This window comes from Geobacter sp. OR-1 (genome assembly GCF_000813145.1).
Classification (GTDB): domain Bacteria; phylum Desulfobacterota; class Desulfuromonadia; order Geobacterales; family DSM-12255; genus Geoanaerobacter.
The window spans coordinates 1-25,038 of sequence record NZ_BAZF01000007.1; the positions used below are offsets into that span (position 1 = coordinate 1).

General features: G+C 50.4%; 29 protein-coding genes. 7 read left to right on the forward strand and 22 right to left on the reverse strand.

All coding sequences use genetic code 11. The features are described from left to right. The coding region (locus tag OR1_RS22270) for a hypothetical protein (protein ID WP_041971330.1) at window positions 1-1,436 on the forward strand (1,436 nt) is incomplete at its 5' end. A gap of 255 nt (window positions 1,437-1,691) precedes the next feature. Here the strand turns inward: OR1_RS22270 and OR1_RS08610 are convergent. Continuing rightward, window positions 1,692-2,384 (reverse strand): cytochrome c3 family protein, encoded by a 693-nt coding sequence (locus OR1_RS08610; protein ID WP_041971333.1) that lies wholly within the window; start codon window positions 2,382-2,384, stop codon window positions 1,692-1,694. Between the two features lie 257 nt (window positions 2,385-2,641). On the opposite strand from OR1_RS08610, the gene OR1_RS08615 reads away from it, so the two are divergent. Continuing rightward, window positions 2,642-2,923, forward strand: coding sequence for a hypothetical protein (locus tag OR1_RS08615; protein ID WP_041971334.1), 282 nt, complete (start codon window positions 2,642-2,644; stop codon window positions 2,921-2,923). Between the two features lie 46 nt (window positions 2,924-2,969). On the opposite strand, the gene OR1_RS08620 is transcribed toward OR1_RS08615, so the two are convergent. After that, a complete protein-coding gene (locus OR1_RS08620; RefSeq protein WP_152609848.1) occupies window positions 2,970-3,794 on the reverse strand; it encodes a HEPN domain-containing protein in 825 nt (274 codons plus the stop codon). A 431-nt stretch (window positions 3,795-4,225) separates the two neighbouring features. Here OR1_RS08620 and OR1_RS08625 point away from each other — a divergent pair, with 431 nt between their 5' ends. Both OR1_RS08625 and OR1_RS08630 read left to right on the forward strand, forming a co-directional pair. Next, window positions 4,226-4,807 carry a recombinase family protein gene (locus OR1_RS08625; protein WP_041971337.1) on the forward strand — a complete coding sequence of 194 codons (582 nt, stop codon included), beginning with the start codon at window positions 4,226-4,228 and terminating at the stop codon, window positions 4,805-4,807. Window positions 4,808-5,290: 483 nt separating this feature from the next. Beyond that, the gene (locus OR1_RS08630; RefSeq protein ID WP_041971338.1) at window positions 5,291-5,596 is read left to right on the forward strand and encodes a hypothetical protein; all 306 of its coding nucleotides are present in this window, start codon (window positions 5,291-5,293) and stop codon (window positions 5,594-5,596) included. Window positions 5,597-5,846: 250 nt separating this feature from the next. Here OR1_RS08630 and OR1_RS08635 read toward each other — a convergent pair whose 3' ends face one another. The 15 genes from OR1_RS08635 to OR1_RS08695 all read right to left on the reverse strand — a co-directional run bounded on the left by OR1_RS08635 (window position 5,847) and on the right by OR1_RS08695 (window position 14,803). Beyond that, window positions 5,847-6,221 (reverse strand): hypothetical protein, encoded by a 375-nt coding sequence (locus OR1_RS08635; RefSeq protein ID WP_152609849.1) that lies wholly within the window; start codon window positions 6,219-6,221, stop codon window positions 5,847-5,849. Window positions 6,222-6,572: 351 nt separating this feature from the next. Further along, window positions 6,573-7,172: a hypothetical protein gene (locus tag OR1_RS08640; RefSeq protein WP_041971342.1), complete on the reverse strand. Its 600-nt coding sequence runs from the start codon at window positions 7,170-7,172 to the stop codon at window positions 6,573-6,575. A gap of 123 nt (window positions 7,173-7,295) precedes the next feature. Continuing rightward, the gene (locus tag OR1_RS08645; protein WP_041971344.1) at window positions 7,296-7,514 is read right to left on the reverse strand and encodes a hypothetical protein; all 219 of its coding nucleotides are present in this window, start codon (window positions 7,512-7,514) and stop codon (window positions 7,296-7,298) included. After that, the gene (locus OR1_RS08650; RefSeq protein WP_041971345.1) at window positions 7,514-8,014 is read right to left on the reverse strand and encodes a hypothetical protein; all 501 of its coding nucleotides are present in this window, start codon (window positions 8,012-8,014) and stop codon (window positions 7,514-7,516) included. The genes OR1_RS08645 and OR1_RS08650 overlap by 1 nt, the downstream gene beginning before the upstream one ends. Then, window positions 8,011-8,466, reverse strand: coding sequence for a hypothetical protein (locus tag OR1_RS08655; RefSeq protein ID WP_152609850.1), 456 nt, complete (start codon window positions 8,464-8,466; stop codon window positions 8,011-8,013). The genes OR1_RS08650 and OR1_RS08655 overlap by 4 nt, the downstream gene beginning before the upstream one ends. Before the next feature lie 729 nt (window positions 8,467-9,195). Beyond that, window positions 9,196-9,570, reverse strand: a complete 375-nt coding sequence (locus tag OR1_RS08660) for an exosortase system-associated protein, TIGR04073 family (RefSeq protein WP_041971347.1) — start codon at window positions 9,568-9,570, stop codon at window positions 9,196-9,198. 86 nt (window positions 9,571-9,656) lie between these two features. Beyond that, window positions 9,657-9,968, reverse strand: coding sequence for an exosortase system-associated protein, TIGR04073 family (locus OR1_RS08665; RefSeq protein ID WP_370543340.1), 312 nt, complete (start codon window positions 9,966-9,968; stop codon window positions 9,657-9,659). Window positions 9,969-10,174: 206 nt separating this feature from the next. Next, a complete protein-coding gene (locus OR1_RS20740) occupies window positions 10,175-11,305 on the reverse strand; it encodes a cytochrome b/b6 domain-containing protein (RefSeq protein ID WP_052440351.1) in 1,131 nt (376 codons plus the stop codon). A 62-nt stretch (window positions 11,306-11,367) separates the two neighbouring features. After that, window positions 11,368-11,889, reverse strand: a complete 522-nt coding sequence (locus OR1_RS08675; RefSeq protein ID WP_041971348.1) for a diheme cytochrome c — start codon at window positions 11,887-11,889, stop codon at window positions 11,368-11,370. Between the two features lie 19 nt (window positions 11,890-11,908). Further along, a complete protein-coding gene (locus tag OR1_RS21530) occupies window positions 11,909-12,127 on the reverse strand; it encodes a DUF1924 domain-containing protein (RefSeq protein WP_082002876.1) in 219 nt (72 codons plus the stop codon). After that, a complete protein-coding gene (locus tag OR1_RS20745; protein WP_160295232.1) occupies window positions 12,094-12,303 on the reverse strand; it encodes a hypothetical protein in 210 nt (69 codons plus the stop codon). Before OR1_RS20745 ends, OR1_RS21530 begins: the two co-directional genes overlap by 34 nt. 154 nt (window positions 12,304-12,457) lie before the next feature. Beyond that, complete coding sequence (locus tag OR1_RS08685; RefSeq protein ID WP_041971349.1) at window positions 12,458-13,057, reverse strand: peroxiredoxin; 600 nt, start codon at window positions 13,055-13,057, stop codon at window positions 12,458-12,460. 111 nt (window positions 13,058-13,168) lie between these two features. Beyond that, window positions 13,169-13,909 carry an ATP-binding protein gene (locus OR1_RS08690; RefSeq protein ID WP_041971351.1) on the reverse strand — a complete coding sequence of 247 codons (741 nt, stop codon included), beginning with the start codon at window positions 13,907-13,909 and terminating at the stop codon, window positions 13,169-13,171. Between the two features lie 13 nt (window positions 13,910-13,922). After that, the gene (locus tag OR1_RS21535; protein WP_082002877.1) at window positions 13,923-14,294 is read right to left on the reverse strand and encodes a nitrous oxide-stimulated promoter family protein; all 372 of its coding nucleotides are present in this window, start codon (window positions 14,292-14,294) and stop codon (window positions 13,923-13,925) included. 86 nt (window positions 14,295-14,380) lie between these two features. After that, window positions 14,381-14,803 (reverse strand): hypothetical protein, encoded by a 423-nt coding sequence (locus OR1_RS08695; RefSeq protein WP_041971352.1) that lies wholly within the window; start codon window positions 14,801-14,803, stop codon window positions 14,381-14,383. Between the two features lie 227 nt (window positions 14,804-15,030). Here OR1_RS08695 and OR1_RS08700 point away from each other — a divergent pair, with 227 nt between their 5' ends. From OR1_RS08700 to OR1_RS08710, 3 genes are read left to right on the forward strand one after another with little or no spacing between them, the layout of a single operon-like run. Next, window positions 15,031-17,232 carry a HEAT repeat domain-containing protein gene (locus OR1_RS08700; protein WP_041971354.1) on the forward strand — a complete coding sequence of 734 codons (2,202 nt, stop codon included), beginning with the start codon at window positions 15,031-15,033 and terminating at the stop codon, window positions 17,230-17,232. Continuing rightward, window positions 17,222-18,418, forward strand: a complete 1,197-nt coding sequence (locus OR1_RS08705; RefSeq protein ID WP_052440353.1) for an HD-GYP domain-containing protein — start codon at window positions 17,222-17,224, stop codon at window positions 18,416-18,418. Before OR1_RS08700 ends, OR1_RS08705 begins: the two co-directional genes overlap by 11 nt. Continuing rightward, window positions 18,415-19,683 (forward strand): diguanylate cyclase, encoded by a 1,269-nt coding sequence (locus tag OR1_RS08710; RefSeq protein ID WP_041971355.1) that lies wholly within the window; start codon window positions 18,415-18,417, stop codon window positions 19,681-19,683. The genes OR1_RS08705 and OR1_RS08710 overlap by 4 nt, the downstream gene beginning before the upstream one ends. 6 nt (window positions 19,684-19,689) lie before the next feature. Here OR1_RS08710 and OR1_RS08715 read toward each other — a convergent pair whose 3' ends face one another. The 5 genes from OR1_RS08715 to OR1_RS08735 form a co-directional block, all read right to left on the reverse strand. Next, window positions 19,690-21,360 carry a radical SAM protein gene (locus OR1_RS08715; RefSeq protein WP_041971356.1) on the reverse strand — a complete coding sequence of 557 codons (1,671 nt, stop codon included), beginning with the start codon at window positions 21,358-21,360 and terminating at the stop codon, window positions 19,690-19,692. 169 nt (window positions 21,361-21,529) lie between these two features. After that, on the reverse strand, window positions 21,530-22,681 hold the full coding sequence (ftsZ, locus tag OR1_RS08720; protein WP_041971358.1) for a cell division protein FtsZ: 1,152 nt from the start codon (window positions 22,679-22,681) through the stop codon (window positions 21,530-21,532). Window positions 22,682-22,739: 58 nt separating this feature from the next. Next, window positions 22,740-23,975 (reverse strand): cell division protein FtsA, encoded by a 1,236-nt coding sequence (gene ftsA / locus OR1_RS08725; RefSeq protein ID WP_041971359.1) that lies wholly within the window; start codon window positions 23,973-23,975, stop codon window positions 22,740-22,742. After that, window positions 23,965-24,177 carry a hypothetical protein gene (locus OR1_RS08730; RefSeq protein WP_041971361.1) on the reverse strand — a complete coding sequence of 71 codons (213 nt, stop codon included), beginning with the start codon at window positions 24,175-24,177 and terminating at the stop codon, window positions 23,965-23,967. The genes ftsA and OR1_RS08730 overlap by 11 nt, the downstream gene beginning before the upstream one ends. Before the next feature lie 13 nt (window positions 24,178-24,190). Next, complete coding sequence (locus tag OR1_RS08735) at window positions 24,191-25,036, reverse strand: cell division protein FtsQ/DivIB (protein WP_041971363.1); 846 nt, start codon at window positions 25,034-25,036, stop codon at window positions 24,191-24,193. Window positions 25,037-25,038: the final 2 nt, after the last annotated feature.

Genomic DNA, 25,038 nt, shown 5'->3' on the forward strand with positions numbered 1-25,038 from the left:
AAACCGGAATATCAACGGTATTTGATCAAAGCGCACGCGGCCATATTGAATGGGAAAATTCAAAATATCGTCCCTATGCAGCATCTCCTAAGGAAATTCGAGAAGCAAAAGCAGATGATGCAACAACCTTTATCCAAATACACGAAGAGTTGCTGGCGGACAAATCCCCTGGGATAGCTCAATTTACAGTAAATCGGGTATCGGAGCTTTTGAAAAAGAAGCTTGGGATTAAGATGACTGCTGCGGATTGTAAGGCTTTAGCGATTGAGATTACAAATGCGGATAAAACTATTTACGAAATTGAAAAAGCACGACTGCGTGGCGATTGGAAGCCTCTTGAACTGCTCGAAGAAAAAGTTGCACGGGAACTAGCCGCTCAGCAATATATCCCGTTAAAAGAAGTCGCTGATCTGTATCTTAAGCGCCACATAGAATCAAATACCAATCCTGACATGAAGAGGGCGAAAGCTCTTGAGGCTGAAGTTAATGCATTGTTGGACATATTTGGCAATACCAGCATCAGCGAGTTTAACACTATGGATTCGTCAATAAAATTGAAATCCGTTCTGAAAAAATATCCCCGGAATAAGACAATAGTTTATGGCGATAAATCCATACACAGCATTATCAGAACCGAGAAAAACTATAATACTATCAGTCTGACCACTGCAAACAAATATATTAAGACTGCGAAATCAATGGTTGATTTTGCATTGAAAGCTCATCTGATAAATACCGCCAATGTCTACAAGAACGAAACTTTCCGTTCAACCGTTGCCGCAGATGATCAACGACCGGCTTATGCGGATGCCGACATTATCCGTTTAGTCGATGCCCTTTGCACGCGACCGTTATGGAAATACAGACCGGCGAAAGATGAAAGGTTTTGGATTGTCCTTATCGTGCTGTTTCATGGAATGCGGCTGGATAATATTGTAGCACTCACCAAAAAAGATATATGCCAGTTGGACAATGGGCTATGGGTCTTTGCTCTTCAGAAGGGGAAGAGAGCTGCAACTAGAAGACCTGTTGCAATATGTGACGCCCTGCTTTTACTCGGGTTCTTAGAGTGGGTCGATAGCCTAGACCGGATCAAGTTATTCACTGACAGCAGCAAGCAATTCTCTGCATGGTACAATTTCAGCCCAAGTAAGATTAGCGGATTCGAGAACGGTATAACAGATGATCCCAGAAAATGCCTCTACAGCCTTCGGCACAGTTTCGCAGGCAATGTTTATGAGGTGGCTGGCGATATCAAAATTGCAGCTGATATGCTAGGTCAATCAACTGGTGGGAATGTTACTGCTCGGTATGTGAAGGCAACGAAAGCTAAAGCATTAAAAGAGATTTCTGACAAGATGAGCCTGGATTGTATTGATCTGGATAAGCTGGAAGCCAGAGTAAAAGAATTGTTTCCCGGCATACTGGGGACCTGATCTCACTTGGATGAGTATGATGAACAAGGTACTGCAGAAACTGGATTATCAATTAGACGGTTGCACGGATCAATGCCAGAACAGGAGCTGACATCTTAAGAGTTATGGTTGTGTTACTGTGTCTGCTGGCTGCATCTCCAATGAATGCTGCCGTCCACCTTTGTGGACGATGAAGCTGGGCTGATTTAAAATGATCTTATAGGTTTATAAGTTAGGACGGGGCCACCCGATGGCCCCGTCCTAATTTTATTCACCTTACTTTATATGGCACGCGAAACACAGGTTACTCCCCACATTAGAGATACGGAGAAATTTGGTGTACTCGTTGTCATGAACCTTGTGGCAGCTGGCGCATTCCATCATGTCACCGGTGTTGTTGGCGTCGTCGTTAAAGAATATAACGCCGCCCACGTTGGCAGTCTTAAGCTTGGACTCGACAGTAGCCTTGGCAGCAAGAGTAGCATCCTGGGAAGCAGCGCTGGCGTAGTTGAACCCTACCGGGTGAGAATTGGTCAGATCCGTGGTGAGGATGTCGCCATATGTGCTTCTGATTACTGTTGATGTATCCATAACAATTGTATTGTTGTTTGAATCCACACCGGGATTCTTAATGCTGCCGAGGGCCGTTTGACCGTCATGGCAGTTCATACAGAAAAGGGAGACGCTACCGCTGTTGAATCCGGAGGCCTTGGTTGCGGTAGTCAGGGTTGCGCTGGTCTTATAGAATTCGAAAACATAATGGGACTGATTGATCCTATTCCAGAGAGGTACTGCCTTTACCGGGTTGTGCGGAGTATGACAATAGACGCAGATTTGATCACTACCAAGGTCTGTACCACCATAACCACCTGAGAAATCGTGCGGTGTGCCGACAATACTCCCTGAGATTGCGTATGTTGCTGCTGCAATCAGTGATACTGCTGCCAATAAAGCGATTAGTCTTTTCACGGCGTTTTCCCTCCAATTATTGCATTGAAATAACTCAACCAAGCAAAAGTTCGTTTACATTTGCAATATTCACACCGCTTAATTAATCGTGAATTATCAAGTTGTTCATTGTTGGTCACACTTAGATTGCCGTTACATGGCTAAAATAGTACGCGATATCGATGAGGAAGAAGCATGCACAAACCCGCCAGTTATATATGTCTCATTTTCCTTTCGCACCTTGACAAGAGCACCTATACCATTTGGTATAATATTGCATGGCCGTCATTGTCCAGACAATAAAATCAGATGCAAAGCTCCGGGTTGCCTTGATCTACGAAGGCGGGAACATCAGGCCGGTTTGGTTCGAGGTGACAGACGCGCCGGACAGGAAGCGTATTGTCGTTAAAGAGTTGTGCTTCACCTGGGCATACCAGGAGGGGGCCGATAAGATCATCAATTTCGCGGTGTGGGACGGAAGCGACACTTATGAGTTGTCATTGAACACGCGGGAATTAATCTGGCGGCTGGGGTTTGATGAGGTTTCTTCGCGGGGGTAGTCGGCATTTTTCAAAGAGTTCGGCCTTGTCGCTTCTTATCTGCGTTTCAACCGATTAGGCAAAGGTCATCAAGGTATTTATCCTTAAATATCCCATCCTCAAAAATATATTTTATCAATACATTCCTAACCAACAGTCGAAGTTCATCCAAATCCTCCTTCCCGATAGTTGCTTTACCACTGTGAGCGAGTTTACACCTATTAGAATAAATTTTTTTAGCTTGGTCCGACACATTGCTCAAATCGTATTTGTAGTGTTTATGAAACCACTTTGCAACTCTCAACTGGAACCTATATGACAATTCCGCGGACTTGTTGGGAAGAAACAACATTTCCAGAATTACCGAAAGCTCCAAATAGCGGAGTTGATCTGAGGGTACCCCATGCGATTCGGCATATAGGAACTTTTCAACAATGATGGGCCATCTCTCATCAAATTTTGCAGCTTCTAGCCTAGCCACGAGACACTTCAACCGTTTGATATAAGCACGATCAAATCTCTGCGTATCCCCACCCCAATAAGGGCAGTGTCTGAGATAATGGATTGCAAAAGGTAATTGTTGAGGGTTGCCAGAAAACCCAACGTAAGGTCCGGTCTTAGTGTTTCCGAGAATTTTCATTGCCAATCCCACTAATTCAGCATTCTGCCGCTCATTTACGGCCAATATGAAATTTGAAAATTGCCAGGACAATAAGTGATTAGGGTTCCTCGTCGGCAATTGATCTGTTAAGATATGCCAAGCGTTATTGGTAAAGCTAATTGCTTTTTGGCGTCCTTCATCGTCGAACTGAACATCCCTTATGCCCATAATTTCCTTGCACTCAGCATAGTCAATTCTAAGAAGGGCAGCTGCATTCCCTAACTTAATCATTTTTTTATCTGTATGTATATTTAAGGGGAAGTACAACATAGTTCGCTCAATTCCGTGATCGCCAAAAGTACAATCTGCTACTGAATTTAACTCCACAACATTATTAGTTCAAGCTTATTTCAGGGGATTGCCTTGAGAAATATATAATGCCCATTTCTCTTTTTGCGGGTGAGCGGAGGGGAAAGCGCCTAGGGAGGTTCGATCTCAATTTTACCCCGCCGCCACCTGGGGAGGGGAACAAGTAGCGCAGTAATCAGGGGCCGATTGCCTTTGTGGTGATCGGCCTTTTCTCTGTCTGTTCTCTATCAATAGACCATGCCCGTACGATAGCCAGAATAATCACGAAATAATCTATCACAAGAGTTGACAATCCAATTTTGATAGTTTATTATCACAGCATCTATAATCCATTTGATAGCTGGGGGTGTGATATGTCATTGATCGGATACGCAAGAGTGAGCACTACAGACCAGAATTTAGAAAGTCAGATTGACCAGCTTGTTGCCGCCGGGTGCCTGAAGATATATCAAGAGAAGGTATCTGGTGTTAAGCAAGATCGGCCCGAACTAGCTGCTATGCTGGACTATGTGCGGGAAGGCGACGTGGTTATTGTCACTAAACTGGACAGGATAGGCAGGAGTACAAAGCATCTCTTGGATATAGTAGAGAAGTTAAAGGCAAAGGCGGTTGGTTTCAAGGCACTCAATAATAAGGATCTTGATACTACTTCAGCCACCGGGAAAATGATGCTGACTATACTGGCAGCGGTGGCAACTTTCGAGAGAGAAATGATGTTGGAAAGACAGGCAGAGGGTATCCGGATTGCCAAGGCAGCGGGGAAATATCGGGGCCGTAAGGCTACGGCACAGGCAAAGTATGGGGAGATTCGGGAGCTGGCAGCACAGGGGATGAAGAGAGAAGACATTGCAGTAAAAGTAGGCGTCGGGGTTGCGTCGGTCTATCGAGCGCTGAAGGACAACCTTGTCTCCCCAAAACGAATTGACAATCCATAGATGTTGTGTTTATTTTGGATGCGACATACAGTCCGTAGTGGTTATGCTTTAAATTTGCATCGATGAATCAAGAGGTTACATTTTTTTGACACAACCTTATTGACTGGCAAAAAAACACGTAGTATCGTGGCCTTACATAAACGGAAAAAGCCTGCAAGGCGGCAACCTATGCAGGCTCTCCGGATCGCTACTCAGAGCAACCCGTTGCGTTGTGTGTAATCTTCTTTCTACCAGATTGAAGCAATGATCGCAACATGGAAGTTCTGGGGGAAAGGAGAAAAGAAGCTATGCCTAAGAAAACAATCACAATCCATCGTAATTCTGAGAACGGGAAGTTTGTTACTGCAGGCTATGTGAAACGTCACCCCGAAACTACTGAAACTGAACACAGACCAGCACCCAAAAGTCCGAAGAAGTAAAATCCATTGAGCATAGAAGGCCGGGAGCAATCCCGGCTTTTCTTTAGCCATTAAGGAGGTCACAATGAAGATAGTCTCTTTGTTCCGCACTAAAGTGCTGATGCTTTGTATTGTTCTATTTGCTTCAAGCGCGGTTGCTGGTGAATTGGTCGGTGCAGATGGGAAGACATTGTTGGGCGCTGACGACATAGTATTAACCTCAGGTGGTGAGGTGTTAACTTCAGGAGGTGAGCCGTTGACAGCAGGTAAAACCAATACCACTACCGATGAACAGAAAAAAGTGCTGACCGATGAAAGCACTGGTAATATCTTAATTGATGAAAACGGTAATGTGCTGGTTGATGAATCAGGTAACCCGATAAAGTATTAAGTAACGAGCAGCACCCCGGCAACGGGTTAATAAAACACTGTCGTGATGACAGTATGGAGGCCAGAATGAAGTGGATAGTTTTCACTGTAGGCGCTTCGTATTACTTGACTTCAGCAGTACCAACAAACATTGGAGAAGCATTCTTCCTTGTTGCTCTAATACTGTTACACAAGGAATGACTAATTAGAGGCTGGGTACCCACCAGGGGCATAACGCAAAGTTACGCCCCTTCATCATTACTTGCTTAAAATCACCACGGCAGGTCTTCTATTTCCTGGCTGGTAGGTGGCAGGCCATCGAGGCTGGCATCATCTCCAGGATCAACTGCCAGCTGATCAAGAACTTCGCTATACTCGGCAAGATCTTCCTCTGACTCACTAGGCTGGTCGGCAAGACCATCAACGGCGGGGTTGTACTCTGTAGGCGGTGGCTGCAGTCTTTTCCGTTTGGCAGCAAGCCAGGGCTTTTGGGAATTGTGGCTGAACGGTGAAGGCATGATCATGTTGCAGGCTGAGCAGAAACCGCGCCGGAGTTCCGGGGCATGACAAAATGGACACTGGAGCGCCGGAGATTTCGGGGGTACTGCGATAGCGGCTTGTGGGCCGTGATAGGTGTGTATTTTCATCGGGAGCAGTCCTATTAATGAGAATGGGGGTATACCAGAGCATTGCCAGGGAGGAGAAAACCGCTCCTAGGGCAAATTTGGAAGCCTAATTTTTGCTAGAAGCTTATATATACTGCGGTTGGGCTAAGGTGCCGTAGCTGGAGCCAGCATTTGCAGATGTTGACGGCAACCTGTCCAGTAATTGCTGGTAGGGTGATGGTGCCTGTCACTGTCTTGCGGTGGCAGTCTGAAGCGGTGAAACTGACGGGATACTGGGTCAAGGCGGTCTCCTTGAAATAACGAAAGCCACCGGTGAGGGTGGCTCCATTGCTGTCGATATTGGGTTGTTTTGGCGCTAATGGTTGTCTCCTATTAGATCTTGAAAGTCGGGCGATACTGCATTTTGCTGAAACCGTACATGTCAGACTCGACCGCCTTTACCTTGGGAACCCTAGGATCTATGAAAGGAGCTAGGCGGAGTATTACGGTTTGTTGGTTGCTACTGCGGCCCGTGACTTCGTATAGGGAGCTACTGGTTTTGATGACCGCTCCAATGTCTGGGCAGCCAAGTAACGGAACCTCTAAGGCTCCGCCTTGACTCAGGCGAGCTGGGCGGTTGCTGCTGGAAAGGTTGATTGTCACAATCGGCTTTCCGCTGGCGTCAGTGCCGTTGGTGGCCTTGCTGTACAAGTCATACCGTACTGTGATTGGCATGACCTTCAAAACCTGCCGACCGGCTTCCAGTGTGGCGGACAGGATGTAGTACGAACCGCCCCCAGATTTCCGAACGACCAGATTGGGCCGAAGTGGACTATCAGGTAAGGCGTACATAATGTTTGCACCGTTTGGCGGCGTTGCTCTTACAGTCGCGGCGGAACCCTCGATCTCGAAAAGCTCCCCCTTGTCAATTATTTCTGCGGCACGCTTTGCCTGGAGGGTGAAAAGTTCATCAAGTAATGCTTCGTTGTTCATTGTAAAATTCCTTTGAAATTGAAATAGGGGCCGGTATTCCCGCACGGCACCGGCAGGCCGCATCAAAGCCTAAAGGAGTAGGCAGCGGGGTTGCCCGGCTGCTGAAACCGGGCAATGGATAAGTTATTCTTGAATCTGGAGCCGCGCCAGTTGGATGACAAGCTCGACTGTTTTTAAGGTCAGCTCGGCCATAGAATTCTCATACACCATCTCTTCAAGTGCCTTGCAGATGAAGCGGTTAAGCTGGTCGTCAGGAAGCTCTTTGAGCTGCTGGGGTATATCCGGGTCTGACTTGAGGGTTGCGGCAACGTGGTTGACGAATGACTGCATGTTGGGGGTCATTAGCGGAGTTCCTTCCCGGATTTAGCAAGCTCAAGGAGCTTATCAACCGACTCATGGAAAGCCTCTTCCATTTTTCCGACGATGATAGTTGCCAGCTCGGTCAAGTCATCATGGAGATGGTCAGGAGCCGACTCCGGGTACTTTGCCCGGATGGTGTCGTGGTGCCTGTTGGCGAGGAGAGTTACCAGCTCCTCACGCGTTAAGTCTCCATCAGTAGACGGCAGGGCCGCAACGGTAGCCGTTGTGACTTCAGCTGCAAACTCGGTGATCTGCCGGGCTGCTTCGATGAGGTCGGTTTTGATGGGGTCGGGATAGGTAGCCACAATCTGCCCGATGCTGCGGGGAGTTGGGGCCGGGGTTGACTCCTCTTTGATGAGTGGGGTAAGGAACATGCGGAATTGAGACTCGGTGTACTTAAGCAAGCGGCGCATGTCGGCTTGCACGCCGGGAAAATCACTGTACTTGCTGATTACGTCTGAGATTACCTTGTGATGGTTCATGTTGAAGCTCCTTGATAGATTTCCGCAAGCAATTTGCGGTCATAGTAGTTGATGTCTGTTGCTTCGATGATATGGCCGGCAACGTAAGCCGGGTGACGATCAATGAAGTAAGGTCTTATATCTAATGCGTTACTGTGGGTCAGTAGCTCTGAACGGGATGACTGCAGGGTGGTAAGCACGTCTTGGATGCTTTCAGCCAATACCTTGCTCTTCGATGCAACAAGGCTATGGACATGCGGCTTGTGTTGGCCGTGTCCGTAAGTAATGACCGAAATTGCCGCCAGTCTGGTATTGAGGTGCCGACAGATGGGGCGGAATACATCGGCTATGAGATGATCATGCACACAGTTGATAGCGATGGCAGGGGGTATCCTGGTAGTTACGAAGCATTCCCAAGGGTATGAACTGAACCAGTCAGTATAGCTATCTGTTGGATTTACAATCATTTTCATTCTCCCATATCTTAGATACAGCTATCTCGTCATGACTGAGAAGTGGGTTGACTGAGTGAAGTTCGTGGGGATCGAGACCGGCAGGCACGATTGATCCAAATCGTGACCGCATGGGTCGGGGTGGGATTTCCGCCCTCATATACTTTATGTACGCAAATCGGGGCGATTATTATCAGCAAGTTTAATTTTTATTAATTTATTATTTCTTCCTACTTATAGTATGTACACAAGGAGGGGGCTATCTCTATCAAAGTTTTTTGGTTTTATATAGCAATCACCGGAGAAGGAGGTGTGGGGGTTCCCCGTTCTATTGTCTATTAAATTGATAGGATATATGGTTTTAAAGGGGAAGGATTCCGAAATTCAATACATAAATTGCGATATGTGAATATTAACCCCTGTTTTACGGGAACATTTCTCACACAATAATGCGCGGTGGTAGGCTGGGCTTGCTTCTGGTTGGTGCTGATCGGGTGGGATAGATATCTACTGTTTTGGGTCTTGCCTTCTACAAGGGATGCAGAAGGCATGCCATCGCTTGACAGAACATCGTCGGAAGGGTATCATTAACAAAGTTTTTGCAAACATTCTCGGAAAAATGCAGGGGTTAGCCTACTGATTTTAAAGGGTTTTCAGAAATAAAGTCGTTTCTTCGGATGCGGCTTTTATTATTTCAATCGACTGAATCTTACCGGCTCAAATCTGTGACAACATCAAAAACCCATTGCCCTATTCCTTCTGCCAAACATATGCCGGATCAAAGAACGGCTCGTAAAAGCCCGGATACGGCACCGGGAACGTCGCCACTTCCACAACACCGGTAACAGTCCGCACAAGTGTCATGATAATCCCTTTAAATGGCCCGACTACGATTCCCTTGCCCCACCCATCCTCTTTGGTCGTATAGTAGATCTGCTTGGGGATCTCTCCCCACCCGGTAGCAAAATTTGCCACACCACGTGCCAGTTTAGTCCCCATACCATCTGCTATTTCCTGCGGCGAAGAGGTGTCTGGCGTCTTGTACCTGTCTGCCGAGGCGATCCCGGGCAGACCAATAGCCAACAGAAGTGCAATTGTGGCGAATATGTACTTTGTCGGTCGCATGTAATCCTTACTCTGCCTTTGCCACTGGCTTTTCAATGCTCGCCTCCCCCCATCCGTGCCAAACATACTCAGGGTCAATCATAGGGTCATAGTATCCTGGCTGCGGCACCAAAAAAAACTACAGCCTCAACCCCTCCAATCAACCCGCGATACAGGGTCATACCCACCCCTTTCAACGGACCGATCAGATAACCTACTGCCCCACGGTCACGCACGGTGTTCATGGTCTGCTTGGGGAGTTCACCAACACAGGTAGCTACATTTGTTACACCACGTGCCAGCTTGAATGCCATTTTTTCAATTATCGCCGCGGGTGGCTGTGACTCCTGAGCAAACGCCGGCGATGTCACCACAAGACAACACAGAAACAGAAGCACGGCATATACATTATTGCGCATTGCAGCTCCTTTCCGAGGGGAAACGTATCGATAGATTTGTACCACAAAGCTATGTTTCTCGCAATGCAAGAGGCCAACAGCTGACCGGCACTAATAACGTACCGGAAATACTGATTTGCATGGGGTGAGAATAGCAGTGAATGATAGAAAGTCAAGCATTCCCGCCATAAGAGCACTGCTGGATTTAGGGGAAGGGCTTTATCGGATCAATTTTTCGGTATCCGGATGTCGCTATCTTCGAATGAACCGTATTCGGACCATTTGTGGCAGGCAACACAGTTAATTCTGGATTTGATGGTCACACGGCCGTATATCGACTGATCCAGCGGCTTATGCTTTTCCTTCCAATAGGGGATGTCGGTTATTCTAAGCGGCAAGCCGGCCGTTCCGATTGACCGGAGGAACTTGATCGACGGCTCCTCATGGGAACGCTCCGCGGAGTTCTGTACAAGATATGCCTCGATCTCCCTTTGCGCGGTCTCGTCTATGGAGGCATCGTCGCCAAAATGGTCCATGAGGTTGGCCATCATATGCTTCCAGCTCTCCGCAGGGAGCGCATTGGGTGGAAACGCCATGTGGCAGGAGCCGCATTCCTTCCTGTATATGGGTGGGATTTCCAGGTTGATCGGCTGCCGAGTTTCCATAGAAGTTGAGAAGTAGATTGCGACGATAAACGGGGACAGCACCCATGCAAAGGATACTGTTGCTAAAGACGCTCCGGGGACAAATGGCGTTTCCGGCTCATCCGAAAGCTTTTTGCCGGAAAGCATCGCCATGATGATGCCGGTCTTATGCCTGATCGTTTCGTTTAGAACTCCGCAAATATGCCCGAAGATGATCGCCATAAGAGCGTATGCAAAGCCGAGATGCAGCAGTTTTATGGAATCGGCGTAGGAGTGAAAGTCGAGGTAAAGGAATCCGAGCATCCCTCTCCGCTCGTCAAGGCCAAAAACGACAGCTCCGGAAATTACTTCCAACAATCCCAGGGCTATGATGCAGAGAGCGCTCCACGATGCCGCCGGGTTGTGACCGGTATAGGAGGTTTTGACATTCTTTATGACTGAATGGAAATAGGCACACAACTCAGCGATCGAGAGTCGCAGAGAATTGAACCTTGAATAGCGGGGTCCACGGAGCCCCCAGAATATCCGGAAGGAAAGGAGGATACCCACAGCGGTTCCGGTGCCGATATGAAAGGCAAGCCAGGCATCCTTGTTTACCAGGTCAATTCCGAAGAACCTTAGGAAGTCCGCAGTTACCAGGGAGCAAAGAACAAAAACCACCAGCGACCAATGGAAGATGCGAGTCTGAATGTCCCAAACCTGGATCACTTTCATTTCATGGCATCTCCGCGCATCGGTTCGCCAGTGCAATCATTAATCTGAACAGACAACTGGGTTTACTTCCTGGGAATCTTTACCTTGTGCTCGTCGTAGTCCCCTTTTTCCGCTGCGGGGTGACATGCGAGACAGTTTGCGGGCGAACCGACGGACTTTCTTGTGAAGATTTCGGGCCGCACCTCCCGATGCTTTCTCTTGAAGTACGGGGTGTCACTAATTCTGAGCGGGGTGTCGGCATTACCGAGAGAGGCCAGCATCTTCCGTGAAATCTTTGCTGAACTGGTCTCGGCGCTGTTGGTTACGGCGTAATTCAGTATCTCGGTTCTGGTCTGCGCATCAAGTGCAGCGTCGTCACCGAAATGTCTGTCAAGGGAGTTAATGATCTTCTCCCACGACCTTTTCGGCAAAAACTGGGGTTGATAGGCAAGGTGGCAAGAACCGCACTCCTTCAGGTATGCCTTGCTTGTCGCTCCGGACATAATTCCTGATCTGCCGTCTCTGTGGTCTTCAGCCGCCGCAACTACCGAAGCGGAGATGATTACCGACACTGCTGCGAAAACGATTCTCGTTAAAGTTGCCATGTGCTTTCTCCCGCAATGTTCACTGTGCGCTGATGAACTTCAGGACATCTCCTTTTTCCCGAGGCGTCCCTTCCCTGCCGTATACCTGCTTGAAGTTCCTGGAGAGCCATTTTTCGGTCTCCTTGACACTGACAAGCCTATTCTTGTTGGCTGAAGGAGCAAGGGGATCGATGCCCTTACCCACCAAGGTCTTGCCACTCTTTTTCAGGTCCGCGGTATGACAGGTGGCACAGGATATTGTTCCGGTCTTGTCATTGGGACGGGGATCAAAAAAAGCTTACGCCCCTTCTCGGCATCAAACCCTTTAAAGCCGGCTTCCTGCTTTTTAGCCTGAAGCTCCAATCCCTGCAGATATTTCGTCATCTCGGCATTTAGGCCAGCAGCGAGAGAAAGCCCCGGAGTCAGCATAATCACCAGGCACCCTGCTGTAAATGTTCGCATAATGACCTCCCGTCACAACAATATTAGACACTCTATAATTTACTTTGAAGACTCGGGCGTGGGCCGCCACTATCAAATAAAATAAGGCGCGGACAGAGCCGCGCCAATAAACCAGGAAAAGTAAATGTTACTTGCCGTGCTTGGCAAGATAGTTGGCAACCCCTTCAGCATTCGGTTTCATGGCATCATCGCCCTCTTTCCAGTTGGCAGGGCACACCTGATCGCCGTGAGTCTCTACAAACTGCAACGCATCAAGCATTCTGAGCGCTTCATCCACGCTGCGCCCAAGGGGCAGGTCATTTATGACGGCGTGACGTATGACGCCCTTGGTATCAATAAGGAAAAGCCCCCGCAGTGCAACCGCATCGTTGAAGAGAATTCCGTATTCCCGGGCGATATTCTTGTTAAGGTCAGCCACCAACGGATACTGGACATTACCGATGCCGCCATCCTCAACCTTGGTATTTTTCCAGGCAAAATGGGTAAATTTGGAATCTACGGAAACCCCGAGTACTTCGCAATTTTTTGACTTGAACGCATCCAGCTTCTTGTTGAAGGCAATGATCTCCGACGGGCAGACAAAGGTAAAATCGAGCGGGTAGAAAAAAAGCAGAACATACTTACCTTTTAGTGCCGACAATGTTATCTGACCGAAACTGTTGTCCGGCATCACCGCATCTGCTGTGAAATCCGGGGCCTGCTGGGTTACCAAAGTACATACGCTCATTGAAACTCTCCTTTCAATGTAAGGGAAATTGATAATGTAAAAAGAAGATATCAATCGAGCGTAAGGCTGTCAATCAAAAAGATCAAATTTATCCTTTTTGTCTTTTTCTCTTTATGGCTGTACATCTCCCTTGATTCCGACAACGATTTCATTGAATGGTATCTCCTTGCCGCAATCCGCCAAAGCCTGGCGAGCGGCCATTACTATACCGGCACAGCAAGGAACCTCCATCCTCAACACTGTTACACTCCTTATGGAAGACACCCGGAACAGTTCCGTAAGCTTCGCCTGGTAAAAGCGATTGTCATCAAGCTTCGGGCAACCGATTACGAGAGCTTTCCCGGCAAGAAAGTCTCGATGGAATTCCGGATAGGCAAATGGAACGCAATCTGCGGCAATCAGCAGGTCGGCGTCCTTAAAGTAAGGGGCTGTCACCGGCACAAGATGAAGCTGCACCGGCCACTGAGACAACTGGCTGGACTGAGGAGCCGGAGAGTTTCGCTCTGTTTCTATTGGCGGTCTGTCGAATGACATTACCCGGGAACCGGGGCAGCCTCCTGAACCATGGTAGTTCTGCGGATGACCGGCAGCATCGGCTGCGCCCTTCACACCTGTTTGCTGCAAATGCTGTGCAACCGCCTCTTCATCAAACTGTTCAGCGTCGCGTTCGATAATACTGATGGCATTCTGTGGGCAGTCCCCGAGACATGCGCCCAAACCATCGCACAGATTGTCGGCCGAAAGCACCGCCTTGCCATTGACTATCCTGATCGCCCCTTCGGCACATGCTGGAACGCAAAGGCCGCAACCATTGCATTTGTCCCCATCTATCTGGACAATTTTTCTTATCATTGTTTCACCTCTCTCAGAAAAAATAGTGCCAAAGGTAATCCAGCCTGCCTCTAATGACCATTTGCCGCCCGGAATAAGCCATTATGGCGCGGATTTTTTCACGATAATCTCCATTATAGCAATGGATACGACAATTCTTGCAGGTCGGTTTCGGGTCAAGCGGGCAATTTTTCCGTTTCTGAATCCCATATAACAGCAGATCAGCGCACTCATTGCACAAGTTAATCCCTTTGGGTACGAGTACTGCCAATTCGGGCGGCAATTCCACGGGCAGACGTAGTCGGTCGCAATGTTTTTGCCTGCAGTAAAGAGAGACGAACTTTACAATGACTTTTAGGTCTCGCAGCTGACTACCAGACAACCGATTGGCTTGTTTATTGTTCATACGGGTATAATATGCCTACATTCCCAAGGGCGAGATGACCAAAGTCAAAAGAATATAGATTCAGATAAAACCAGCCACGAAGCTCTTTACCAACGGACAGTGGGCTTGATATTCGTCGGGGTATAGTTTTCCGCCATTTGCCACATCTTTCCATCAACGAGCACCGGCTCAAGTTTCATGGCGATATAACCTATCACATTCATATAATCCGGGAGTTCGGAGGCAATTCTAACAATCCTGAAACCGATAAAATCTCCGACCGTTGGAAACGCTTCCGCCTCTTTGAGAGTGCATCCCCATACTTCACGCCCCCCTTCAGGAGCGGCAATCCGCAGGAGATACCAACGCTCCCCCTCCTGCCCCGGTTTGCCGACTTCCAGCACCAAGGCCGGGATCACCGCCTCAACAAGCAATGGATACTTGAGATTCTCACAGGCAAAATCAAATGCCGAGGAATTGCTGTCAAAGACCTTGGTCTGTACCTCTTTTCGCCTGAGCCATCCGAACATGAAGTCCCCCACGAGCCCCGATTGTGCCGGTATTATGCAAATAGACGCTATGATAGCCTTACACACCAGTATACCGATGCTGCAACATATTAATACGTCAAATTCAAGCAATCCGTAAATTGATTAAAGATGAAAAGATTTTAGGAAAATTCCGTTGCACTCATATCGGGTTTCTGAGACTATAATGAGAAACTAAGGTCCGTAGATAGGAATGGGGGAATACTCTTTTGTCTCCACTCTCTGATACAAGCACGCTGGGTCTGGATACGCGCCTTCTCTCCAACTTTATTTACGAATTCAATATTGCGCGCCGCCATGTCGCTGCATATCCGAGCAATCATCCGATTATCACTGCTACGCTTTCCAAAGTAACCGATCTGTTGCAGCAGCTGCTTTTGACCAGGGACGATATCTCTCTCGGAATCGCAAAAGATACGCTGCTTATCGGAGACTCTCACCTCGACAAGAACAACCCGGTCTACCGTGATGTTGCCAGACTTTTTTTCAGCCATGGCATTGCCGCCGTTTCATTTACAAAACAGCTCGGGATTGAAGATCTGTTACTGCTTTACCGAATTATCGCTCTGAAAAGAGACGATCTTGATAAAAAGGGGGGGCTCCTTGCATGCCTGGCAAAATCAGGGGTTAAAGGGATTCAGGTCAGTCCCATTAATTACGGAGCATTCAGTGCAACAGATGAAGAGGTTATTTCCGGAGCCGACCAGATATTTCTGGAAAAACAATCTGCCCTGATCTGGGACAATTTCGCTCGCAGCTTACTCAAAGGAACTCTAGCTGATGGCTCTCAGCCGGCGGACAACTCTTCACTGCTCGACCCGGCAGTTCTTTCCGAAATTTTCTCTAAACAGTCGCAGCAGTCAGAGACAAAAGTTTCCCGAGCAGCCAGTTATGAAAACACGATTACGAAATTTCTGCGAAAGCTGGAAGAGGGAGATCGCGGCGCAGAAAAGGAAGAACTGCTGCTAAGACTCACTGCATTTATCAGCAGGCTTTCTCCGGAATTACGAAGACAGTTCCTGAACAGCGCGTTTGCAGCGCTGGCCAACCATCAGGAACTTGCAGGGCCGATGCTGGCTAATTTGCCGGAAGATGCGATACTCGATGCCCTAGACGATCTGAGCAAGAGGAAGGCAACACTGCCCCAGACGATGCTTGACCTCATCGGCAGGCTTTCAAGCAACCTGGCGGACAAGGCAAGGGTTGTCTCTGCGCAGGGCCATAGCATTGAAGATGACCTCCTGAAGGAAAAGCTGAAAGTTATTTTTCAGGAGGAAAATCCAGATAAATTTGTTCCGGACAATTACCAGAAAACGTTACACGCAATCATTGCGGACCAAGCCGGATACGTCCCGGACCACAATATCGAGGGGATGAGGAGCTCTCTGAGCAGCCATCTTATTGAAGAGCAAATCAGCCATATTATCCTAGATATGATCAGCAACTTCCCTACCGAATGTGACTCGCCCCTCATGCAGCGGAACCTTCAAGAACTCTGCGGATATTTCCTCGGCATGGGCGATTTCATAGAACTGGCAAACATACACGATAAAATGGTCCGGAATCCTGCAGGAACTTCGGAGAAATCCTTTAATTTCCTTGAGATTTTTTCGGAGCCAGCCTTTATCGAAGAGGTTTTGAATGGCGTCAACTTCTGGGGGAAAACCAAATTCAACGAGATAAGCGACTTAATTGACCGAGTCGGAGCCCCTTTTGCCGAACCGGTCCTTGAACGCCTTGCCGAAGAACAGAACATGTCCATGCGGAGATTCTATATTGAAAGGTTGCGAAGAATCGGCGCCCCGGCCAGAAATGCCGCCGTTGCCAGACTTCGTGACGGCCGCTGGTACTTTGTCCGCAACCTGATACTACTGCTGCACTACCTCGGAGACATTAGCGTTGTCCCCCACCTCCGCAGGTTAACTGTACATCCCCACCCAAAGGTCAGGCAGGAAGCGGTCAAGGCGCTATTAGGATTCAGGGATCCCGAAGGCGACAACATCATATTGCGCGACCTGGATAGCGGAGATAAAGAGCAGATGCTAAATGCTGTGCGCCTGGCAGAAAACAGCCAAAACAACGAAGTTAACGAACGCCTCATTGGATATCTCAACCGAAGTGGTCTGACAGGATTCGAATACGAACTGAAAAGCGCATCGATACACTCTTTGGGTGCCATTGCCAAACCATCTTCCGTTCCCGGACTAGAGCGGTTCCTCAAATCAAGGACCATACTCCGCTCATCCCAGCTGAACCGGCTTAAGGTTGAAGCGGTACAATCCTTAAAAAAGTATCCAGCCAAGGCGGTTCTCCCTCTGCTTAATTCACTTCTCCAGAGTTCCCAGGCCGAGATACGACAGGCGGCAGAGGAGTCGTTCCGTCAGATTAACGGAGGCGACCGTGTCGAGTGAACGAGCAACTGACGTCCAGGAATTCATTCGTCTGCTAACAACTGCGATATCAAACTCCATCCTTTATTCTCCGGATCATCAGCAGGTTACGCGGCTCTGCTCGACAGCGTATCAGAAGCTGATATCGGCCTTGGGGAGCGATCAGGAACTCACACTGCTGCTGATTGATGACGAACTGATCTACAATAAACAACCTCTGCCGTACAGCATGTACAACAATCGTTTCTGCCAGGCTCTCAAGAGCCGTGGCATAAGCCATTTACGGTTGTTGCAGCCAATAACCCAGAACGATCTTGCTATTTTGATCAAGACCATTGGTTCCAGCATCTCAAGTGATGAGGAGACCCGCTCCCTGGCCAATATCAGGTTTGGCAAGGTTGCAATCAAGCAAACGCCGGATGAAAATGAGCGGGCGGTAAGCGAGGCGCGGATCCGTTCCCTGTCAGATGTACCGGTCGAAGAACTTGTCACCTTCATGGAGATCTATGACGAGGCACGCAACAACAAGAGGATCAATATCGTAGGCATTACCGAAATAGTCTCATGCTTCATAGGCACATTCAAGCAGGTGGCAGACCCGCTTCTTGCGCTTGCCCCATTGCGGGCAATGGACGAATATACATTTACCCATTCCACCAATGTCTGCATCTTGAATATTGCCCAGGCAATGTCCCTTGGCATCGACGGCCCGCTGTTGAACGACATCGGCGTTGCCGCAATGCTCCATGACATCGGCAAACTGTATGTGCCGGAAGAGATCCTCACCAAGACCGGCAAGCTTGACGACCGGGAATGGGAGCTGATCAGGCAGCATCCTGCCAAAGGGGCACAGAGGCTTCTGGACACTCCCGGCGTCCCAAGGCTTTCGGTTGTTACCGCATACGAGCACCATCTTAAATATAACCTTACCGGCTATCCAAGGGTTGCGGACGGATGGCAGCAGAGTCTCTGCAGTCATATGACCACCATATCCGATGTTTTCGACGCATTAAGAACCAAACGATCTTACCGGGATTCACTGGAGCACTCAGAAATTGCCACCATCATGCTCGAACTGGCTGGCACGGATCTGCACCCGGAACTGACCAGAAATTTTCTCCGCATAATCGGCAGACTGTCCGAGCAGCAGTCAGTTGAGGGGCTTGAACAACTAAGATCGAGCCCTGTTGAAAAGGCCCCCTTATGATCAAGCGGGTATTGCCAAAACCTTTTCAGTATTTCGGCAATGTCAGATTTTTCCTGTTCAGCCTCTGCCTGATCATCGCCCTCTTTGTTGCCGGAGTGTTTTTCGTCCTTTACAACCGCACCAATGCCCTGCTTACCCAAAGAATTCACGAACAGGCTGTCAGTTACGAAAACCTGATTCGCCATACCAAGAACTGGAATTATAATTACGGCGGGGTATATGTTGAAAAGCGACCGGGCGTGGAATCCAGCGCCTATATGCTTAAACTCGGCATGAACCCGGACGTAAGAACGGAAAGCGGCACTGTCTTAACCATCAGAAACCATGCGATCATGGTTGATGAAATTTCCCAACAGATAAAACGACACGAAGGGGTCTTTTTCAGGGTCATCAGCCGCAAACCCCTTTCCGAGAGAAACAAACCGGACATCACGGAGCAAAATGCGCTGGAGTCATTTGAAAAGGGGGCACGGGAGTTTTCCCGAACAGAGCTGGCAGGGGGCCACGGCGCCTTTTACCGGTACTTGGTCCCTCTGCAAGTGGAACCGGATTGCCTGAATTGTCACAGTGCCCAGGGGTATAAAGCCGGCGACATTATTGGCGCCATAAGCATCTCAATACCTATTTCCAAACTGATGAGCGAAATTAACGCCAACCGCCTTCTGATCTCGATTTCCGCCATTCTGACCATCGGCATCCTGGTTGGCATAACCTATTTCCTGACCTGGCGGCTGGTCATCCAGCTTGACGCGGCTCAGAAATCCCTGAAGAAACTTGCCTCAACCGATGAACTGACCGGGATCAAGAACAGGCGCCAGATCATGAAGCGCCTTGACGAGGAGTTTTCGCGGGCCAGCCGCCTGGGAGAACCTCTCTGCATCATAATTATGGACATTGACCACTTCAAGAAGATCAACGATACCTACGGCCACCCGTGCGGCGACCGGGTATTGAAGCAAGTGGCCAGTTTGATAACCGAGAACCTTCGGAACTACGACCGGATCGGCCGGATCGGCGGAGAAGAGTTCCTGCTGGTGTCGCCGGGAAGCTCTATTGATGACGCAAGAACCCTGGCGGAACGCTTGCGCCAGACCATCAACAATGAACAGTTTGGCGAGGGGGGCTGCCGGTTTTCAATTACGATCAGTGCCGGGGTGACTGCGCTCGCCCAAGCAGACGACAATGTCGATATCCTTATCAAGAGGGCCGATGAAGCGCTTTATGAGGCTAAGCAGTCGGGACGAAACCGGGTGGTGATTTCCTGATACAGCTTACTGTCCCAAGGCCCAGCGGTACTCCAGAACCAGCCTCTTCCGACTTTCACAGCAGATCAGATCCCACGGCAGTCTCTCCTCAAGAGGCACGGTGCGCGTAACCAGCCGCTCCATATCCATAGCATTCTCTTTGGTCGCTTTGCGCAAGCTGCCGCATTCCGCTGCATTGACAATTACTTTTGCCAACCTTCGGTCGCCTCGCGAAACCAGAGCCTGGATTACCGATTCCTTGAGCCCCTCCATCTGAAACCGCACATTGGGCATCCCGGCGACTGCCTTCCTGAGAAATGCCGCCTTCAGCTCCAGTTCCTTAACGGCCGCCATGCCGCACCACTGAAGCGGTGTAAACGGTTTCGGGATAAACGGATTTACGGAGAGGGTGATCTGGCCAAGCCTCTTGTTACCTTTTGCCGTTTCGGTTACAAGCTGCCGGATCGCATCGACCAGGGACACCATTTCATCCAGATCTGCCATGGTCTCGGTCGGAAGCCCGATTATGAAATAGAGCTTCAGGTTCAGGATATCATGACTGACCAAACGCCGGCATGCCTCCAGGATCTGACCGGCGTTGATCCCTTTGCGGACCAGATCCCGCAGTCTCTGCGAAGGGCCTTCCGGCGCCAGGCTGATGGTCTTGTGCCCGCTCTCAAACAGGACCCGGATCATTTCATCGTCAAGGGCATCAATCCGTAAAGAGGCGACCGACACAGCGCCACCGGCATCGGCGATACTGCGGCATAACTCGCCGATACCTTTGAAATCGCCCACTGCCGCACCGACAAGGCCGATTTTTTTGTGATCTGCCAGAGCGCTGAGCGCCTGGGTCTTAACAGACTCCAGTGAACGCTGACGATAAGGCTCATAGATAAACCCGGCAGCGCAAAAACGGCAACCACGCGGGCACCCCCTGGAGACTTCGATCAAATACATTCCGGAGAATTCCGTATCCGGTGCAAATAGTCGCGATCCGACGCCCGCCATGTCCAGGTCGTCACTCCAGACCCTCCGGACGCATGCCGGGACATCATCAAGCGGAGTAATGGCAGCAACAGCTTCGCCGGCATATTCGATCCGATACAGTGACGGCACGTAAATTCCTGGGATGCTTGCAGCCTGGAGGAGCAGCTCCCTCCGTGCCAGCCCTTCCGTGACCTGCAGCATTTCCAGGAGCTTGGGAACAAGCATTTCCCCCTCACCGATACAGGCAAGATCAAGTAGATCGGCTATCGGCTCAGGGTTAAGAAACAGCGCCGCGCCCCCGGCAATCACCAACGGGTTGCTGGCGTCCCTTTCCGACGAGAATGACGGGATCCGCGCCAGAGAGAGAATTATCGGGATATTGAGATAATCGGTCTCGAACGAGACGGAAAATGCAACCAGGTCGAAATCGGAGAGTGGTTTCTGCGACTCCAGCGACAGTAGCGGCTTGCGTCCGGTGCGATATTCGGCCAGTTCGTCCTTATCGGGAAGAAAGGCCCTTTCGCAGACTACATCGGAATGATCATTGAACAGGCCGTATACTGCCTGAAATCCGAGGTTGCTCATCCCGGTCCGGTAATGATTGGGGTACACCAAGCATACGGTGAGCTTACCCCCCCACCCCTTGACCACGCCCCCATGTTCTTCGGCAATCCTCCGGCGGTATTTATCGATGATTTTCCAGGACATAACCTAAAATAACATGTCTGTCCCTGCAGACAAAGAAAAACCCGGTACCCCTTGGGGGAAGGGGAATACCGGGCATATCACACCTTTCGGAGTAGTGGTGGCAGTCTCCGGAGGATGCATTGGATCAGCGCAATCGCTTTGGGTAATGTCTATTGCTGCTTTTAACCTGTCAGTCCACCGACTTCCTGAGGAAGGTCGGGATGTCGTACTGCTCGTCAAAATCATCGACCAGGAAACTGCTCTGGCGCGGGGCAGTGGTCTCACGCTCACGCAGCCGTTCAAAAGCCGGCCGCTCACGGTCATCGCGCCGGGTAACCAGCGGGGAGACCTTTCTTACCTCCTGGCGCTCCTTGGCCAGGTCGAACCGGTCACCGAAACCGGTTGCGATGGCCGTAATCTTGATGGTATCACCCAAGGTCTCATCAATGACCAGACCGATGATGATATTGGCATCGTCATGAACCTTCTCGTGGATTACCCGGCTGGCGGCATCGAACTCTTCCATGGTCATGGCGGCCGATCCGGAGATGTTTACCAGTACCCCCTTGGCACCGGAGATATCGATATCTTCGAGCAAAGGGCTGGAGATCGCTCTAGTAGCCGCATCAACAGCACGATTTTCACCGGTGGCAATGCCGATCCCCATCATGGCCATGCCGCGCTCGCTCATAATGGCGCGTACATCGGCGAAGTCGACGTTGATCATGCCGTGGGTAGTGATCAGGTCTGAAATCCCCTGGACTGCCTGGCGTAGAACGTCGTCAGACGGCTTGAAGGCATCGAGGATCGACATCGACTTGCCCGCTAAACCGAGCAGACGGTCATTGGGGATCACAATCAGGGAGTCAACATGCTGCTTAAGCTCCTTGATCCCCTCATCGGCCTTGGCAAGGCGCTGTTTCCCTTCCCGGGAGAACGGCTTGGTCACCACACCGACAGTAAGCGCGCCGACCTGACGGGCTGTTTCGGCAATAATCGGCGCCGCGCCGGTGCCTGTGCCGCCACCCATTCCGGCGGCAATGAAAATCATATCCGCACCCTGAAGGGTTTCCGACAGCCGTTCCTTGTCTTCCAGCGCTGCATCCCGCCCAACCGACGGATTTGCGCCGGCGCCGAGCCCCTTGGTCAGCTGACCGCCCAGCTGGATCTTGGTCGGAGCCAGATTGGTCCGTAGCGCCTGTGCATCCGTGTTCGCCACAATGAAATCGACGCCGTGCATCTTTTGCGAGATCATCGTATTGACAGCGTTCCCCCCGCCACCGCCTACACCGATCACTTTGATCTTCGCGTTCTGATCAATGGTCTCATCGAACACAAACATAGACTTACCCCCTTTTTGTGATCTGCCACCACACTTGAAATTATGGGCATCGCCCCAATTAGAAAAACTCCCCGAACCACTCTTTCATCCGCCGACTCACCCGCCGGAACAGGTTATCGTCGGTCTGAGAAGTCGGGAACTCACGAATTCCCTGGTTTTTGCTCCCATATACCACGAGGCCGACTCCGGTAGCATATGCCGGGGTATTAACCACATCCACCAACCCGCCGATGTTTTGCGGCAACCCTCTGCGCACCGGCAGGTTGAATACCTGTTCGGCCAGCTCCGGCATCCCCTCAAGGATCGTGCTCCCACCGGTAATGACGACGCCGGAGGCGATCAGATCCTCGTATCCGGACTTTACGATCTCGCGGTTAACCAGGGTAAAGATCTCCTCAACCCTCGGTTCCAAGATCTCTGCCAGTAGCTGCCTGGAAAGCACCCGAGGCTTCCGCCCGCCGACGCTCGGCACCTCGATTGTCTCTTCCTTGCCTACCAGCGAGGCCATGCAGCAGCCGTACTTCTGCTTGATCCTTTCGGCCTCGGCCATCGGGGTTCTCAGCCCGACGGCGATGTCATTGGTCATATTGTTGCCGCCGAGGGAGAGGACCGACGTGTGCTTGATGGCGCCATCCACAAAGATGGCGATATCGGTGGTGCCGCCGCCAACGTCAACCAGGGCCACCCCAAGCTCCTTCTCGTCAGAGGACAAGACCGACTCCGAAGAAGCGAGTTGCTCGAGGACAATGTCGGCAACATCGAGCCCGGCCCGGTTGCACGCCTTGATAATATTCTGAGCGCTGGCCACGGCGCCGGTCACGATATGCACCTTGGCTTCCAGCCGGACGCCGCTCATGCCCAGAGGTTCACGGATGCCGTCCTGGTCATCAATAATGAACTCCTGCGGCAGGATATGGATGACCTCCCGATCCATCGGGATCGCCACTGCCTTGGCAGCGTCGATGACCCGCTTCACATCTTCCGCAGAGACCTCGCGATTCTTGATGGCAATGATTCCCTGGGAATTGAACCCCCGGATGTGACCGCCGGCAATCCCGGCATACACCGACTTGATCTCGCAGCCGGCCATCAGTTCGGCCTCTTCAACGGCCTTGCGAATAGCTGCGACAGTGCTTTCGATGTTGATCACAACCCCTTTACGCAAGCCGCGCGACGGGCTGGTACCGATGCCGACGATTTCTATGCCGTCCTCAGTAGCATTGCCCACTATGGCGCAAATCTTGGTGGTCCCGATGTCGAGCCCAACCAGCAAATTGTCCCGTTTACCGGACATAGCTCTCCCCCCTAGGTTTCTGCTTTTTTACTATAGTTCGGTCACAAAAGTCGAGGTCAATATTGTCGGGACTGAAACTGTCTGTTTTCAGACCTCGATATACGATATCCGCTCCAGCTTCACTGAAGCTGCCGACCAGTGCACAGATCCGTTTGCCGCCCAGACCGCAATCCGCAATCAATCCAATTCGCTCGCTGGCCATCGCGCACCCCCATTTATCCGGATTTCACTACTATTTTGTCGGTATAATCAAGGTCTATGTACTCGACTGCCTTCATCTGCGGCTGCAGGGTGGCGTAGATCCTGCCGAACCGCGCCAGTTTTTCTTCAAAACCGGTCCGCCCCAACCGAACCGGAACCCCGCGGTCGGCCATGAAGATGGTAAACCCATACCCCTTGTCGTAATGAACCTCGGACACATCTTCGAGCCGCAGCACCTCTCTCCCTTTCAGCAGTTCAACCAGGGCGAGCATCGACTTCAGGGCCTCCTTGGAGCCGGTTGGGTCTCGGGATAGATCGTCTTCGCTGATGCCGGTGAGCACGGGGTAATCAAGGTTGTCCCCTTCCGTGAGCAGCTTGAACAGCTCCCCTTTAGCGTTCAGGTAATAGAGATATCCCATGCTCGCCACTGCCACCGGCTCCTGTTCGGCGATCTCGATCGCAATGGTATGCGGCAGATACCTCCTGATCCTGACCTTTTCCACCCAGGGGTTATTGGTAAGCTGCTCGCCGATCCTCTCCAGGCGCAAGCCGGTTAGATCGTCACCGGGTTTGATACCGGCCTGAGCGATCACTTCCTCGCGGGTAAGACGCTTGAGCGGCGACACTTCTATTATCTCCAGCCGAAAAAACGAGGCCCTGGAAACAAGGGAATAAGCCTCGTAAACGAGCAGTACCCCGAGAGACGCCACCGATAGATAGATGACACCCCGGGCCGCTTTTCTGAGAAAACCGCGGATATTTATCCGTCGCTTCTCGCGCTTCATCCGGTTCTGGACAACCCGCCCCGGCTTCCCACGGAAAGGTTGACTGCTCGATCTGCGGCTCGCAGGCACTGCCATCT

Bases quoted from the DNA above. Each gene is read 5' to 3' on its own strand.
- OR1_RS08615 (WP_041971334.1), top strand. From the start codon at position 2,642: ATGGCCGTCATTGTCCAGACAATAAAATCAGATGCAAAGCTCCGGGTT.
- OR1_RS08620 (WP_152609848.1), bottom strand. From the start codon at position 3,794: ATGATTAAGTTAGGGAATGCAGCTGCCCTTCTTAGAATTGACTATGCT.
- OR1_RS08625 (WP_041971337.1), top strand. From the start codon at position 4,226: ATGTCATTGATCGGATACGCAAGAGTGAGCACTACAGACCAGAATTTA.
- OR1_RS08630 (WP_041971338.1), top strand. From the start codon at position 5,291: ATGAAGATAGTCTCTTTGTTCCGCACTAAAGTGCTGATGCTTTGTATT.
- OR1_RS08635 (WP_152609849.1), bottom strand. From the start codon at position 6,221: ATGAAAATACACACCTATCACGGCCCACAAGCCGCTATCGCAGTACCC.
- OR1_RS08640 (WP_041971342.1), bottom strand. From the start codon at position 7,172: ATGAACAACGAAGCATTACTTGATGAACTTTTCACCCTCCAGGCAAAG.
- OR1_RS08645 (WP_041971344.1), bottom strand. From the start codon at position 7,514: ATGACCCCCAACATGCAGTCATTCGTCAACCACGTTGCCGCAACCCTC.
- OR1_RS08650 (WP_041971345.1), bottom strand. From the start codon at position 8,014: ATGAACCATCACAAGGTAATCTCAGACGTAATCAGCAAGTACAGTGAT.
- OR1_RS08655 (WP_152609850.1), bottom strand. From the start codon at position 8,466: ATGAAAATGATTGTAAATCCAACAGATAGCTATACTGACTGGTTCAGT.
- OR1_RS08660 (WP_041971347.1), bottom strand. From the start codon at position 9,570: ATGCGACCGACAAAGTACATATTCGCCACAATTGCACTTCTGTTGGCT.
- OR1_RS08665 (WP_370543340.1), bottom strand. From the start codon at position 9,968: ATGCGCAATAATGTATATGCCGTGCTTCTGTTTCTGTGTTGTCTTGTG.
- OR1_RS20740 (WP_052440351.1), bottom strand. From the start codon at position 11,305: ATGAAAGTGATCCAGGTTTGGGACATTCAGACTCGCATCTTCCATTGG.
- OR1_RS08675 (WP_041971348.1), bottom strand. From the start codon at position 11,889: ATGGCAACTTTAACGAGAATCGTTTTCGCAGCAGTGTCGGTAATCATC.
- OR1_RS08685 (WP_041971349.1), bottom strand. From the start codon at position 13,057: ATGAGCGTATGTACTTTGGTAACCCAGCAGGCCCCGGATTTCACAGCA.
- OR1_RS08690 (WP_041971351.1), bottom strand. From the start codon at position 13,909: ATGATAAGAAAAATTGTCCAGATAGATGGGGACAAATGCAATGGTTGC.
- OR1_RS21535 (WP_082002877.1), bottom strand. From the start codon at position 14,294: ATGAACAATAAACAAGCCAATCGGTTGTCTGGTAGTCAGCTGCGAGAC.
- OR1_RS08695 (WP_041971352.1), bottom strand. From the start codon at position 14,803: ATGTTCGGATGGCTCAGGCGAAAAGAGGTACAGACCAAGGTCTTTGAC.
- OR1_RS08710 (WP_041971355.1), top strand. From the start codon at position 18,415: ATGATCAAGCGGGTATTGCCAAAACCTTTTCAGTATTTCGGCAATGTC.
- OR1_RS08715 (WP_041971356.1), bottom strand. From the start codon at position 21,360: ATGTCCTGGAAAATCATCGATAAATACCGCCGGAGGATTGCCGAAGAA.
- ftsZ (WP_041971358.1), bottom strand. From the start codon at position 22,681: ATGTTTGTGTTCGATGAGACCATTGATCAGAACGCGAAGATCAAAGTG.
- ftsA (WP_041971359.1), bottom strand. From the start codon at position 23,975: ATGTCCGGTAAACGGGACAATTTGCTGGTTGGGCTCGACATCGGGACC.
- OR1_RS08730 (WP_041971361.1), bottom strand. From the start codon at position 24,177: ATGGCCAGCGAGCGAATTGGATTGATTGCGGATTGCGGTCTGGGCGGC.
- OR1_RS08735 (WP_041971363.1), bottom strand. From the start codon at position 25,036: ATGGCAGTGCCTGCGAGCCGCAGATCGAGCAGTCAACCTTTCCGTGGG.